Here is a 14,323-nt window from a genome sequence, read left to right on the forward strand (position 1 = left end):
CGTGAACGTACTGATTGTCGGCGCAGGCCCGGCCGGATCCACCGCTGCGTATTACCTCGCCAAGGCCGGCGTGGATGTCACGGTCCTCGAAAAAACCAGCTTCCCGCGGGAAAAGGTGTGTGGCGATGGCCTCACTCCGCGGGCCGTCCGGGAGATCCAGAAGCTCGGCCTGCCGCACCCTGAAGAGGACGGCTGGCGCCGCAACAAGGGCCTGCGCCTCCTCGCCGGCGGCCGCTCCATCGAACTTCCCTGGCCCGAGGTGTCCGACTTTCCGCAGTATGGCCTGATCCGTACCCGCCTCGGTTTCGACGAGGAGCTGGCCCGGCACGCGCAGGCCGCGGGCGCCGTGGTGCTCGAACGCCACAGCGTCACCGAAGCGCTCCGCAGCGAGGACGGCCGCGTCAGCGGCGTCCGCGCAGCGCTCTTGGACGAGTCCGGGCGCAAGACGGGGGAGACGCGCGACTTTACCGCCGACGTCGTGCTCGCCGCGGACGGCAACTCCACCCGCACCGCCGTGTCGCTCGGCATCCAAAAGCGCGATGACCGCCCGCTCGGAGTCGCGGTGCGCACCTACTTCACGTCGCCGCGCCACGACGACGACTGGATGGAGGGGTGGCTGGAGCTTCCCGGCCGCGACGGCAAGCTCCTGCCCGGCTATGGCTGGGTGTTCGGCGTGGGCGACGGCACCTCCAACGTGGGCCTCGGCATCCTCAACTCGTCCAAGGAATTCGGCAAGCTCGACTATAAGCAGGTGCTCCGTGAGTGGACTGCCGGCATGCCTGCCGAGTGGGGCTTCACGCCCGAAAACCAGGTGGGCGAGATCCGCGGCGCCGCGCTGCCGATGGGCTTTAACCGCACGCCGCACTACTCGCCCGGCCTGCTGCTGCTCGGCGACGCCGGCGGCATGGTGTCCCCGTTCAACGGCGAGGGCATCTCCTACGCCATGGAGTCCGCCCGCTTCGCGGCCGAGTTCATCATCGACGCGTCTCGGTTGGCTTCCAGCCGGCCCGCTTCCGGCGGCTGGAACGCGTCCGACGCCGATGCCCGCCTCGCGGGGTATGCGGACTATGTGCGGGAACAGTGGGGATCGCACTTCACGCTGGGGCGCGCATTTGCCGCGCTGATCGGCAAGCCCGCGGTGATGAAGCTCGCCCTGCGGACCGGGATGCCCTTCCCCGTGCTGATGCGCTTCGTGGTCCGGCTGCTGGCCAACCTGACCGACCCGTCCGCCAAGGGCTTCGAGGACCGGGTGATCCGGGTGCTGGAGCTGCTGGTGCCGGCCACGTCCAATTCGTCTGTCCAGCCGCCGTCCGGCCTCAAATCAGCGGTTTCCGCAACAAAAAGTTAGGGTTAACCCGTGACCAACTCCGCGAACCACAGCTGGACGCACGCCGGGCATGGCCTGCCGACGTCCGAACCCAGCCTCAACACCACCGCCATCGCCACCGGACTGCAGCTGCCGGCAGGCTTCGCGGCCATTGCGGGGGACCCCGAACTCGGGCCTGCGATCACCAACAACCTGGCGCGCGTGGAGAAGAAACTCCGCGAAGCCATCGCCAACTCGGATCCGCTGGCTGACGCAACGTCGCGCCACCTCGTGGAAGCCGGCGGCAAGCGCATCCGCCCCCTGCTGACCCTGCTCTGCGCCCACCTTGGTGACGCCTCGCTGCCCGCCGTGGTGCAGGCCGCGGTGGTGGTGGAACTGACCCACCTGGCCACGCTGTACCACGACGACGTCATGGACTCGGCACCCTTCCGCCGCGGCGCCCCCACGGCACACGAGGTCTGGGGCAACTCGGTGGCCGTCCTGACCGGCGACCTCATCTTCGCCCGTGCGTCGATCCTGGTGTCCGAGTTGGGCTCGCGCGCACTGGGAATCCAGGCCCGCACCTTTGAACGGCTGTGCCTGGGCCAGCTGCACGAAACCGTTGGCCCGCGCCCCGACGAGGACCCGGTGGAGCACTACCTCTCGGTCATCGCGGACAAGACCGGCTCGCTCGTGGCTGCCTCCGGCCAGCTCGGCGCGATCTTCGCAGGTGCCGACGAAGCCTACGAGGAGCTCCTGGTTGAGTATGGCGAAAAGGTGGGCGTGGCCTTCCAGCTGGCCGACGACGTCATCGACGTCACGGGCATCAAGGTGAAGTCCGGCAAGTCCCCGGGAACGGACCTGCGCGAAGGCGTTCCCACCCTCCCGGTGCTGCTGCTGCGCAGCGCTGCGACGAATGGCGACCAGTCCGCCGTCGAACTTCTCAAACTGATCGACGGCGACCTCACCTCGGACGAGGCACTCGCCGAAGCTGTTGCCGGCCTCCGCGAGCACCCCGTGACCGCCGAGTCGTGGGTTGTTGCCCGGGCCTGGGCGGACGAAGCGATTGCTGCCCTGGCCCCTCTGCCGGAGGGCGTGGTGAAGGACTCGCTGACCAGCTTCGCCCGGGCCGTGGTGGACCGCGCGAGCTAGCTCCGTCCCCGGCTACAGGCTTGGCTACAAGGGCTTGGCCACACGGGCTTAAACGGAACGGCCCCGGTTCCCTGCAGCGCCACACTGCCAGGAACCGGGGCCGTTTCTCCGTTCGCATCAGATCCACCGGAGGCGTTTAGTGGATCCGTGAATGAGTCTATGACAGCTTTGTCATAAACATCAAATCCGCTGTTAACCAGCCTGTCACGGTCTTGCTGCTCCCGTCGTGACCCTGTTCGGACGGTGGGGGCCCGGGACACGCCGGCGAGGTGGCGCGCCGCGACCGATCGGGCGTGAAAGCAGGTCGGGAGCGGCAGCCAGGGATTGTCCACATAGTTCCACCGGTCGGTAGCCGGCGCCGCGGACCTTGGCCACGATGGCTCCATGGAGCTTCTCGGATTTGTCCGGCACAGGGGTGGGGCGGTCAAGCGCAGTGATCTCCTGCAGGCCGGCTTCCGGCGTCTCCAGCTCGACAGTGCGGTCCGCGCCGGCCAGCTGTATCGTCCATTTCGCGGCGTCTACGCGACGCGCAACGCGGACGACGGCGTCCTGGCCGCCTTTCGCGCCAACGCCCGGCTGACGTGCATCTCGGCAGCGCGCTTCTACAACCTGTGGACGTTGCGTCCGGAGGCAGCATTCCACCTGAGCTGCGGGAACGGCGTTCCCAAGGCGGGTGTCGTTGACCACGCGCCCTGCACTCATGCCCCGCATCCGGCCTATCCTGTGGCCGGCCTGGCAGACGTGCTTCTCCACGCGCTGAGGTGCCTGCCGGAGCTGGATGCACTGGTGCTGGTGCAGTCCGCCACTGGCAGCGGCCAGATCTCGGCAGCGTTCCTCAGGAAAAAGCTTGCCGGTAACAGGAACGGGAGGGCCCGCGCCGTGTTGGACCTGCTCATTCCGAGGGCAGATTCGGTGCTGGAAATCCTGGCCCACACCCACTTCGTCGGGGCGGGCCTCCGCGTCCGGATGCATGTCATCCTGCCAGGCGTGGGCGAGGTGGACTGCCTGGTGGAGGAATGTGTCGTGGTGGAGCTGGACGGCTCCTCGCATTTTGAGCCGCGGCAGGTCAAGAAGGACCATCGCAGGAACAATGTTGGAATGCTTGGCGGCCACCTCACCCTGCGCTACTACTACGACGATGTGGTGCACCACCCCACGGCCGTGGTGGAGCAGGTCCAGGCGGTGCTCCGGCTCCGAGCCCTGGGCCGGTTCGCGCCTGGCTGGTTCGCCCCCGGCTGGTGACCCGCCCGGCTGGTGACCCGCCCGGCTGGTGACCCGCCGCGCCCGAGGGGGTGCCGCCGTCGTGACCTTCTTTGCCGGTCCGTCCTCGGAGACACGCAGGTGCCACGGCGTGTTGTTGCCACCAGACCGTCATTCGAGGTCAGGAGGGCGGCGGAGTAGGAAGCGCCGGCGGAGGCGGAGCCTCAGTCCTCGTCGTTGAACGCCCAGTCGAACATGTCGAAGACGAACTCCGAGAAGGTGCCTTCCTCGCTCTTCCACTGGCCGCGGGCGTTGTTGCGGCGGTACACGATGGGATCCGGGACGCTGAGGTCGCCGATGCGGAAGCCCCAGGTGAAGTTTTCCTCCTCGTCCTCGAGGAACATGAGGAAGCCTTCGTCGTCAACCTCGAGTTCCTCGGGGTCCCAGAAGTAGTGGTAGGCCTCCATGAGGTCCTCGCACCCGCCGAGGGCCAGGTAAAACTCGCGCAGCACCAGGGGGATGGTGAACTGATGTTCGGCGAGCTCCGCGTCGAGCTCCGCGTCGGGAAGCCCGTCTTCTTCCTGCCATTCGTCTTCGAGATACTTCGGAACAAGCGCGCGGAACTTCTCGAGGAACATGTCAGTCATGGCTCTTATCCTAGCTAATCCCGGCCCCTAGAATTTCCCGAGTCCAGCCCCAGCCGGTGCCACCCCCGGACGGCCAGCGGAGCGTGCCACGAACGGCGCCAGGCAGCCACGCGGAAGGCGAACACCACGGCCGCCACGGCACACGCGGTCACCGCATTGAAGGCCCCCGAAACCCAGAGCACGGTGGTCAGCGCGGCACCGGTGAAGGCCGGGAGAGCATAGATGTCCTTGGGGTCGAACAGCTGGGGCACCTCATTGGCGGTGATGTCGCGCAGCAGGCCCCCGCCCACCGCCGTCGTAACGCCGAGTAGGACGGCCGCAACCGGATTCATCCCGGAGGACAGTGCCTTGAGCGTGCCGGTGATGCAGAACAGGGCCAGGCCGCCGGCGTCGAACAGGATCAGGAGGGAGGTGAAGCGCTGGACGCTGGAGAACAGGAAGTACACCAGCACGGTGGCCAGCACAGGAGGCGCCAGGTAGGCCGGGTTGGTGAAGGCAGCCGGCGGACCGGTGTTGAGGATGATGTCGCGAATCACGCCGCCACCGAGCGAAACAATGGACGCGAGGAGGAGGGAACCGATGATGTCGAACTGTTTCCGCGCCGCAAGCAGCGATCCAGAGACGGCGAAGAAGAAGATACCGGCCAAGTCCAGCCATACCAGGGCGATGTCAAAAGGGAATGTCATGGAGCGTCCCGGCTTATTTCAAGGGGCGGACAGTGCGGCTCCAACGTTACGCTAGCCCCTATGAATAGCCCGATCATGATCGCCTGTGCCCACGGGACGTCCAACGCGCAGGGAGCTGCCGAGGTCAACGCCCTCCGCGGCGGCATCGCGGCGCTCCGCCCGGGACTCGACGTCCGTGAGGCCTATGTGGACGTCCAGCAGCCCGATCTTGTGGACGTGGTGGCCGGACTTCCTGAGGACCCCGACGGCGGATCGGCCGGCCCCTCCGCCGTGGTGGTCCCGCTCCTGCTCAGCGTGGGCTATCACGTGAAGGTGGACATCGCGCGGGCCGTCAAGAGCCGGCCCGGCAGCATCGCGGCAGCGCCCCTGGGCCCGGACCCGCGACTGGCAGCGCTGCTGGACCAGCGCCTCCGCGAGGCCGGCGTCACCGACAACGACGCGATCGTCCTCGCCGCCGCAGGCTCCTCGAACCCCAACGCCGCGCTCAGCGTTGAGGAGCTCGCCGGCCAGCTCCGCGCGCTGCGCTCCAACCGGATCCTGCCCGCTTACGGCGCCTCCGCCAAGCCGTCAGTCCCCGATGCCGTCGCCATGCTCCGCGAGGAGGCCTCGGGCGGTGCCGGGGCGGGGGAGTCCGCCGGGGCAGTGGATCTGGGTGGCCGCGTGGTCATTGCGTCGTACCTCCTGGCGCCGGGCTTCTTCCATGACCAGCTCGCCAAGGCCGGGGCGGACCTGGTGACGGAACCGCTGCTGCCGTCGCCTGTGCTCGCCGAGATCGCGCTGGAGCGTTACGACGCGGCGCTTGCGGCGCAGCACGCTCCGGCCTGACGCCCCGGCACTGACGTTCCGGCCTGACGCCCCGCAGGGCTGGTTTCGCAGGGGTGATTCCGCCGCGAGCCCGAAGCACAGGCGGGACGGCTGTTCAAGGCCCTTCGGCGATTCATGACGAAATGTTTCCCTAGGTGACTTAGCGTTTCCGGGGCCTTTGTGACGGGTTTCCGGGCGGCCCTACAGTCGATGCATGACTGATACAGCTCTAGCCGGAGCGGCCACGGACAAGCCCGCGCGCCCAGCCCGTGCCTCCCGCCCCGCCGCAAAGCCTCACGGCCAGTGGAAGGTGGACGGAACCACGCCGCTGAACGCCAACGAAACCTGGAAGCAGGAAGACGACGGCCTCAACGTCCGCGAGCGTATCGAGTCGATCTATTCCAAGGACGGCTTCGACTCCATCCCGGGCCAGGACCTGCACGGCCGCTTCCGCTGGTGGGGCCTGTACACCCAGCGCAAGCCCGGGATCGACGGCGGCAAGACCGCCACGCTTGAGCCGCACGAGCTCGAAGACAAGTACTTCATGCTCCGCGTGAGGATCGACGGCGGCGCGCTCACCACCGAGCAGCTGCGCGTGATCGGCAACATCTCGGTAGAGTTCGCCCGCGATTCCGCGGACCTCACCGACCGCCAGAACATCCAGCTGCACTGGATCCGGGTCGAGGACATCCCTGAGATCTGGAACCGGCTCGAAGGCGTCGGCCTGTCCACTACGGAAGCCTGCGGCGACGTCCCCCGCGTCATCCTGGGTTCGCCGGTGGCCGGCATCGCCAAGGACGAGATCATCGACCCCACCCCGCTCATCGCCGAGCTGAGCGAGCGGTTCATCGGCAACCCGATCCTGTCCAACCTGCCGCGCAAGTACAAGACCGCCATCACGGGCCACCCCAGCCAGGACGTGGTGCACGAGATCAATGACTTCGCCCTGGTGGGCGTCAAGCACCCCGAACTCGGCATCGGCTACGACCTCTGGGCCGGCGGCGCACTGTCCACCAACCCCATGCTGGGCAAGCGCCTCGGCGCGTTCGTCACGCCCGAGCAGGCTGCCGACGTATGGCTCGGCGTCACCAGCATCTTCCGCGACTACGGCTACCGCCGCATGCGCACCAAGGCCCGCCTGAAGTTCCTCATGGCCGACTGGGGACCCGAGAAGTTCCGCCAGATCCTCGAGGACGAATACCTAGGCTACAAGCTCGCCGACGGCCCCGCCGCACCCAAGCCGGCCACGCCGGGCGACCACGTGGGCGTGCACGAGCAGAAGGACGGCAAGTTCTTCATCGGCGCCACCCCTATTGCAGGCCGCCTCTCCGGCGCGCAGCTGGTGAAGCTCGCGGACACCCTCGAGGCCCGCGGCTCCTACCGCCTGCGCACCACGCCGCACCAGAAGCTCGTTGTGCTGGACGTGCCCAAGGACGAGGTGGAACCGCTGGTCGCCGAGCTCGACACCCTGGGCCTCTCCGCCCGGCCGTCCGTTTTCCGCCGCGGCACCATTGCCTGCACCGGCATCGAGTACTGCAAGCTGGCCATCGTGGAAACGAAGGTCACCGCAGCCACTGCGATCGCCGAGCTGGAACGCCGCCTCGCGGACCTTGCAGACAGCGGACAGCTGCCGAATGCCTTGTCCCTGCACATCAACGGCTGCCCCAACTCCTGCGCCCGCATCCAGACCGCGGACATCGGGCTCAAGGGCATGATGCTTCCCACGCCCGACGGCGACCCCTCCCCGGGTTTCCAGGTCCACCTGGGCGGCGGGCTGGCTTCGTCGGACCGCGAAGAGGCCGGCCTCGGACGTACCGTCCGCGGCCTGAAGGTCTACGTCGCGGACCTGCCGGACTACGTGGAGCGGGTTGTCCGCAAGTTCGTGGCCGAGCGCGCCGAAGGCCAGACGTTCGCCGAATGGGCCCACGCGGCAGACGAAGAGGCACTTCAGTGAATCCCCAGCCACTCCCCAACCTCGCAAGCTCGGCCGGGGACCCCGGCGGCCGTGGCCCCTCTTTTGGGATTGACCCCGTGGTTGAGCCGGTTGAAACCCCGGCCAAGCGCTCCGTCGAGGAGCTCAAGGCACTGGCCGAGGCCGGCGCCGCCGAGCTGGGCTGGGACGCCCCGGCCCGCGACGTGATCGCCTGGGTTGAGCGCAACTTCGACTTGCCCGCCGTGGCCGTGGCCTGCTCGATGGCCGACGCCGTTCTGCCGGCGCTTGTGGCGGACCAGCTTCCCGGCGTCGACGTTCTTTTCCTCGAGACCGGTTACCACTTCCCGGAAACCTATGCCACGCGTGACGAGGTGGCCGCCAACCTCCGCGTCAACGTGGTGGACGTGCTCCCGGAGAACACGGTGGAGCAGCAGGACCGGCTCCTGGGCAAGGACCTCTTTGCCCGCGACGCCGCCCAGTGCTGCGCCCTCCGCAAGGTGGCTCCGCTGCGCCGCACCCTCGCCGGCTACGAGCTCTGGTTCACCGGCGTCCGCCGCGACGAGGCCCCCACGCGCACCAACACCCCCCTGGTGACGTGGGACGAAGCCAACGGCCTGGTCAAGGTCAACCCGGTTGCGGCCTGGACGTTCGACCAGCTGGTCCAGTACTCCGATGACAACCTCCTTCCCGTCAACCCGCTCCTCTCCCAGGGCTACCCGTCGATCGGCTGCCAGCCCTGCACCCGCAAGGTGGCACCCGGCGATGACCCCCGCGCCGGCCGCTGGGCAGGAACCAACAAGACAGAATGCGGACTACACGTATGAGCACTTTCTTAACTGAGGAGCCCACCCAGGTGACTGACGTCGCAGCCTCCACGCGCCTCTCCAGCCTGGACACCCTCGAGTCCGAGGCAATCCATATCATCCGCGAAGTCGTCGCCGAGTTCGAGAAGCCTGCGCTGCTGTTCTCCGGCGGCAAGGACTCCGTGGTGATGCTGCACCTCGCCACCAAGGCCTTCTGGCCTGGCAAGGTTCCCTTCCCGGTCCTGCACGTCGACACAGGCCATAACTTCCCCGAGGTCATCGACTTCCGCGACCGCACCGTTGAGCGCCTCGGCCTGAAGCTGGTTGTCGGCTCTGTCCAGGAGTTCATCGACCGCGGCGAACTGGCCGAGCGTGCCGACGGCACCCGCAACCCGCTGCAGACCGTCCCGCTGCTGGACGCCATCCAGTCCAACAAGTTCGACGCCGTCTTCGGTGGCGGCCGCCGCGACGAGGACAAGGCCCGCGCCAAGGAGCGCATCCTGAGCCTCCGCGACGAATTCGGACAGTGGGATCCGCGCAACCAGCGCCCCGAGCTGTGGAACCTCTACAACGGCCGGCACACCGTTGGCCAGCACGTCCGCGCGTTCCCCATCAGCAACTGGACCGAGCTGGACGTGTGGCGCTACATCGAGCGCGAAAACATCGAGCTGCCCGGCCTGTACTACGCCCACGACCGCGAGGTCTTTGCCCGCGACGGCATGTGGCGCGCAGTGGGCGAAGTGTCCCAGCCCCGCCCCGATGAGGAAGTCATCACCAAGACCGTCCGCTACCGCACTGTGGGCGACATGTCCTGCACCGGCGCTGTTGAGTCAGCTGCCGCCACCGTGCGCGACGTCGTCATCGAAGTTGCCGCCTCCACCATCACCGAACGTGGCGCCACCCGTGCAGATGACCGCATCTCCGAGGCCGCCATGGAAGACCGCAAGAAGGATGGCTATTTCTAATGAGCACCGAAATCGATACAGCCCGCGCGGCGGCCCTTCTTGACGAGGCACCCCTCGCCCACGCCTCGCTGTTCCGCTTCGCCACCGCCGGATCGGTCGACGACGGCAAGTCCACCCTGGTGGGCCGCCTCCTCCACGACTCCAAGGCGATCCTCGCCGACCAGCTCGACGCCGTTGCCCGGACCTCTGCGGACCGTGGCTTTGGCGGCTCGGCCGGCGGCATTGACCTGGCACTCCTGACCGACGGCCTGCGCGCCGAACGCGAGCAGGGCATCACCATCGACGTCGCCTACCGCTACTTCGCCACGGACCGCCGCAGCTTCATCCTCGCGGACTGCCCCGGGCACGTGCAGTACACCAAGAACACGGTGACCGGCGCGTCCACTGCGGATGCCGTCGTCGTACTCATTGACGCCCGCAAGGGTGTCCTGGAGCAGACCCGCCGGCACCTGTCCGTGCTGCAGCTGCTGCGCGTAGCCCACGTGATCGTGGCCGTGAACAAGATCGACCTGGTGGACTTCAGCGAAAGCGTGTTCCGCGAGATCGAAGCCGACGTGCAGAAGGTGGGCCGGGAGCTCGGCCTCGGCGCTGACGGCATCACCGACCTGCTGGTGGTTCCGGTTTCCGCGCTCGACGGCGACAACGTGGTGGAGCGCTCGGAGCGCACCCCCTGGTACACCGGCCCGGCACTGCTCGAGGTGCTTGAGACCCTGCCCGCCGCCGACGAGCTGGAAAGCCACCTGGAAAGTTTCCGCTTCCCGGTGCAGCTGGTGGTCCGGCCGCAGGGTGCGCTGGCACCCGACGCGGTTGCCGGCGGACTCGACGTGGAGATGTACCGCGACTACCGCGCTTACGCCGGGCAGATCACCGAGGGCTCGGTCAAGGTGGGGGACAAGGTCAGCGTGCTGACCCCCGGCCAGGACCCCCGCACCACCACGGTGACGGGCATCGACTTCGCCGGTGCCGAACTGGACGAAGCCGTCGCGCCGCAGTCCGTGGCGATCCGCCTGGCCGACGAGTTCGACGTCGCCCGCGGTGACACGATCGCCGCCGCAGGCACTGTCCGCGAAAGCTCGGCTGACCTGTACGCCGCGCTCTGCTGGCTGTCCCCGAAGCCGCTCCGCGAGGGTGCCAAGGTGCTGGTCAAGCACGGCACGCGCACCGTGCAGGCCCTGGTCCGCAGCGTCAGCGGCAAGCTGGATCTCGCCACCTTCAAGCTTGAGGGCGCGTCCAGCCTGGAGCTCAACGACATCGGCCACGCGCAGCTCCGGCTCGCCGCCCCGCTGCCGCTGGAGAACTACCTGCACCACCGCCGCACGGGTGCGTTCCTGGTGATCGACCCGCTGGACGGCAATACGCTGGCTGCCGGACTGGTCAACGACCACCCGGGAGACCACGAGGACGAGCGCTACAGCATCTGATTCGCATTGACTGAGGCCCCGGCCCGGGAATTATCCGGACCGGGGCCTTCTCTGTGCCCGCCCCCCAGGACCGGCCCCGCCCCGCGTGCCTGCCCGCAGGACCTGCCCCGCAGGACCGGCCCTGCCCGTGGGCCGCGTGCGGGAATCCCTTGACTCAGCCCCGTCCGTGGGCAATAGTTTCTCCGAATCCTGCCGGATCCTGGCCGCAGCCGGCCTGTTTCATCCAGCGGAGGGGAAGCCGTGGAAACCATCAATAGCAGGCTCATCAACTGGGCCTCGATCCTGGATGACAAGACGCGTGAGCAGGCCCTCGCCACGTCCCGGCTGCCGTTCATCTACCCGCACCTGGCTCTGATGCCGGACGCGCACCTCGGCAAGGGCGCCACGGTGGGGTCCGTCATTCCCACACTGGGCGCGATCATGCCGGCTGCCGTGGGAGTGGACATCGGCTGCGGCATGATCGCGGTCAGGACGCAGTACTCGCTGAAGGAACTGCCCCGGGACCGGAGGCGGCTGCGCGAGGACATTGAGCGTGTCATTCCACTGTCCGCAGGCCACAACAACCGGAAAGTCCTGGCCACTGCCGAACCCCGCGTCGCTGAGCTGGGGAGGCTGGCGGCCAAGGCGGGTTTTGATCCCGGCCAGTACGTGGCCAAGTGGGAGTTGCAGCTCGGCTCGCTGGGTTCGGGCAACCACTTCATCGAGGTGTGCGTGGATGAGACAGACGCCGTCTGGCTGTTCCTGCATTCGGGCTCGCGCGGCGTTGGCAACAAGATCGCGCAGCACCATATTGGGGTGGCGCAGCGGTTCAGCAGAGAGAAGCGGATCACGCTGCCGGACCCGGACCTGGCTTCCCTGGAGGAGGGCACCCCCGAGTTCACCCGGTACATCAAGGAACTGCGGTGGGCCCAGCACTTCGCCCTGCTGAACCGTGAGGAAATGATGGACCGGGTGATCACGCAGTTCGGCACCTGGGTGGGCGGCAGGGTGCATGAAAGCGAACGGATCAACTGCCACCACAACTTCACTGCGCAGGAAACCCATTACGGCAAGTCCGTCTGGGTGTCGCGCAAAGGGGCCATCAAGGCCGAGGCGGGGGACCCGGGCCTGATCCCGGGCTCCATGGGCACTGCCTCCTATGTCGTGGAAGGCCTGGGCAACCCCGTGTCGCTGAATTCCTCACCGCACGGCGCCGGCCGCGAATACTCCCGGAACGCGGCCCGCAAGACCTTCACCCTGGCGGAACTGAAGGAGGCCATGCACGGGATTGAATTCCGGGCCACCGAGGCGTTTATCGACGAGATCCCGGCGGCCTACAAGCCGATAGACCAGGTCATGCGCGACTCCGCTGATCTCGTCAAGGTAAGGCACAAGCTGCGGCAACTGGTCAACGTCAAGGGCGACTGAACCTGCACCGTCGGGGTGCTCTGGACGCTGCTGCAAGGCGGTGCCAAGGTGAAGCAGTAGGGGTGAACATTCCGGCACTGAAGCAACGGAGGATGTCATGAATCTCGACGAACTGGTCTTCCACCCCTGGGCGGTGCAGGGGCCGCGCGATGTGCCTACGTTTGTCGGTGGCTCCGGCAGCTATGTCGTCGACGCCAATGGACGGCGCTACCTGGATTTCAGCTCGCAACTGGTGTTCACCAACCTCGGTCACCAACATCCGCGCATCGTCGCTGCGATCAAGGAGCAAGCCGACCGTCTGTGCACGCTTGCGCCCAGCCACGCGTCCGACGTCCGGAGCGAGGCGGCGCGGCTGATTGTGGAGGTCGCGCCGGAGGGCCTCGGGCACGTGCTGTTCACCACCGGCGGAACAGAGGCCATCGAGCATGCGGTTCGAATGGCGCGCCTTTACACGGGACGACCGAAGGTGCTCGCCGCCTACCGCTCCTACCATGGCTCAACGGCGGCATCGATCCACCTCACCGGCGACCCGCGCCGCTGGGCCTCGGACACCGGGGCGGCGGGTGCCGTCCACTTCTTCGGTCCTTTCCTGTACCGGTCGGCGTTCGGGTCGAGGACCCCGGAGGAAGAGTCCGAGCGGGCGCTCGCCCACCTCGAGCAGGTGATCCTCCTGGAGGGCCCCTCGACGATCGCCGGGTTGGTCCTGGAATCTGTGATCGGCAGCTCGGGCGTCATCGTGCCGCCAACCGGTTACCTGCGTGGGGTCCGCAACCTGTGTGACCGCCACGGCATCGTTTACATCGCGGACGAGGTGATGGTCGGCTTCGGCCGCACGGGAGCCTGGTTCGGCGTCGACCACGATGGCGTGGCACCCGACCTGATGGCGTTCGCGAAGGGAGTGAACTCCGGGTACGTGCCGCTGGGCGGCGTGCTGGTCGGCGACGCGATCTACGAGATGTTCACCAAACGCCCCTACCCCGCGGGCATGACGTACAGCGGCCACCCACTCGCCTGCGCAGCAGCCGTCGGCGCCATCAACGCGATGCACGAGGAGGGCACCGTCGCTGCAGCAGCACGCCTCGGCGCGGACGTCCTTGGGCCAGGACTCCGTGAGCTTGCGGCGAAGCATGAGTGTGTCGGGGATGTTCGCGGCATCGGCGGCCTCTGGACCGTCGAACTCGTCCGCGACCGGCTGACCAGAGACCCGCTCGTGCCGACAGGAGCCACTGGCGCGGCGAACGCGCCGATGGTCTCCTTCGTCAAGGCGTGCCTGGATCGGGGTCTGTTGCCGCTGACTATGGGCAACCGCGTCAATGTCGCTCCTCCCCTAAACGTGAACGACGCCGACGCCGCCGCGGGCCTCGCCATCCTGGACGACGCCCTGGCTGCGGCCGACGGCTATCTGTCTTAGGCCTGGGTCCACCGAAAGGACGGGCAGCGGAGGATGGTCAGGTGCGAAGGCTGGCCCCCGTCCGAATGTGACGCTAGATGAACGCGCGTGACCCCCCGTTTCCGGCCCATTGAACCCTGTTTATGACACTCCCTATGGTGAATTCATGACTAGTTCCAGGCCGGGCATGACCCGCATTGAGGCCGGCGAGAGCCAGGGGCCCCAGCGCAGGCGTGCCCTGGAGATCGCCCTGGCCCTTGGTTTGGTCCTGCTGATCAGTGTGGGCGCCATTGTTGCCTCTGCCGTATCGCGGGATTCCAACGCGTCGGCTGCGCCAGCGGCCCCCAGTGGACCCGCCCATGAGCTCAAGCTGGGTTACTTCGGCAACATCACGCACGCCGCTGCCCTGGTGGGCGTCAATCAGGGCTTTATCAAGGACAACCTGGGCAGCACCAAACTCTCCACGCAGGTGTTCAACGCCGGCCCGGCGGCCATCGAGGCGCTCAACGCCGGGGCCATCGACGCGACCTACATCGGCCCGAACCCGGCCATCAACTCGTTCGTCAAGAGCAAGGGCGAATCCATCAGCATCATCGCCGGGGCAGCCTC

General features: G+C 67.5%; 12 protein-coding genes and 1 pseudogene. 11 read left to right on the forward strand and 2 right to left on the reverse strand.

Annotated features, from left to right (window positions below):
- Window position 1: 1 nt before the first annotated feature.
- The 3 genes from AC1DD3_RS07375 to AC1DD3_RS07385 all read left to right on the forward strand — a co-directional run bounded on the left by AC1DD3_RS07375 (window position 2) and on the right by AC1DD3_RS07385 (window position 3,700).
- The gene (locus AC1DD3_RS07375) at window positions 2–1,348 is read left to right on the forward strand and encodes a geranylgeranyl reductase family protein (RefSeq protein ID WP_476881344.1); all 1,347 of its coding nucleotides are present in this window, start codon (window positions 2–4) and stop codon (window positions 1,346–1,348) included.
- A 9-nt stretch (window positions 1,349–1,357) separates the two neighbouring features.
- Window positions 1,358–2,458 carry a polyprenyl synthetase family protein gene (locus tag AC1DD3_RS07380; protein ID WP_230121218.1) on the forward strand — a complete coding sequence of 367 codons (1,101 nt, stop codon included), beginning with the start codon at window positions 1,358–1,360 and terminating at the stop codon, window positions 2,456–2,458.
- Between the two features lie 384 nt (window positions 2,459–2,842).
- Window positions 2,843–3,700: a DUF559 domain-containing protein gene (locus AC1DD3_RS07385; protein ID WP_476881345.1), complete on the forward strand. Its 858-nt coding sequence runs from the start codon at window positions 2,843–2,845 to the stop codon at window positions 3,698–3,700.
- A 182-nt stretch (window positions 3,701–3,882) separates the two neighbouring features.
- On the opposite strand, the gene AC1DD3_RS07390 is transcribed toward AC1DD3_RS07385, so the two are convergent.
- Both AC1DD3_RS07390 and AC1DD3_RS07395 read right to left on the reverse strand, forming a co-directional pair.
- Window positions 3,883–4,305 carry a hypothetical protein gene (locus tag AC1DD3_RS07390; protein WP_230121220.1) on the reverse strand — a complete coding sequence of 141 codons (423 nt, stop codon included), beginning with the start codon at window positions 4,303–4,305 and terminating at the stop codon, window positions 3,883–3,885.
- Between the two features lie 14 nt (window positions 4,306–4,319).
- Window positions 4,320–4,991 carry a trimeric intracellular cation channel family protein gene (locus AC1DD3_RS07395; RefSeq protein ID WP_230121221.1) on the reverse strand — a complete coding sequence of 224 codons (672 nt, stop codon included), beginning with the start codon at window positions 4,989–4,991 and terminating at the stop codon, window positions 4,320–4,322.
- A gap of 60 nt (window positions 4,992–5,051) precedes the next feature.
- Between AC1DD3_RS07395 and AC1DD3_RS07400 the strand changes: the two genes are divergently transcribed.
- The 8 genes and pseudogenes from AC1DD3_RS07400 to AC1DD3_RS07435 all read left to right on the forward strand — a co-directional run.
- Complete coding sequence (locus AC1DD3_RS07400; protein WP_230121222.1) at window positions 5,052–5,816, forward strand: sirohydrochlorin chelatase; 765 nt, start codon at window positions 5,052–5,054, stop codon at window positions 5,814–5,816.
- A gap of 193 nt (window positions 5,817–6,009) precedes the next feature.
- Window positions 6,010–7,749, forward strand: a complete 1,740-nt coding sequence (locus AC1DD3_RS07405) for a nitrite/sulfite reductase (protein ID WP_230121223.1) — start codon at window positions 6,010–6,012, stop codon at window positions 7,747–7,749.
- A 77-nt stretch (window positions 7,750–7,826) separates the two neighbouring features.
- On the forward strand, window positions 7,827–8,552 hold the full coding sequence (locus tag AC1DD3_RS07410) for a phosphoadenylyl-sulfate reductase (RefSeq protein WP_230121227.1): 726 nt from the start codon (window positions 7,827–7,829) through the stop codon (window positions 8,550–8,552).
- Window positions 8,549–9,496, forward strand: a complete 948-nt coding sequence (cysD, locus tag AC1DD3_RS07415; RefSeq protein ID WP_230121224.1) for a sulfate adenylyltransferase subunit CysD — start codon at window positions 8,549–8,551, stop codon at window positions 9,494–9,496. The genes AC1DD3_RS07410 and cysD overlap by 4 nt, the downstream gene beginning before the upstream one ends.
- Window positions 9,496–10,917, forward strand: a complete 1,422-nt coding sequence (locus AC1DD3_RS07420) for a sulfate adenylyltransferase subunit 1 (protein ID WP_230121225.1) — start codon at window positions 9,496–9,498, stop codon at window positions 10,915–10,917. Before cysD ends, AC1DD3_RS07420 begins: the two co-directional genes overlap by 1 nt.
- A gap of 240 nt (window positions 10,918–11,157) precedes the next feature.
- The gene (locus tag AC1DD3_RS07425; RefSeq protein WP_230121510.1) at window positions 11,158–12,324 is read left to right on the forward strand and encodes an RtcB family protein; all 1,167 of its coding nucleotides are present in this window, start codon (window positions 11,158–11,160) and stop codon (window positions 12,322–12,324) included.
- Between the two features lie 88 nt (window positions 12,325–12,412).
- Window positions 12,413–13,735: pseudogene (locus AC1DD3_RS07430) on the forward strand (aminotransferase class III-fold pyridoxal phosphate-dependent enzyme); the annotation flags it as partial.
- Window positions 13,736–13,880: 145 nt separating this feature from the next.
- The coding region (locus AC1DD3_RS07435) for an ABC transporter substrate-binding protein (protein ID WP_476881346.1) at window positions 13,881–14,323 on the forward strand (443 nt) is incomplete at its 3' end.

It is taken from the genome of Arthrobacter sp. 05T444, from assembly GCF_056395905.1.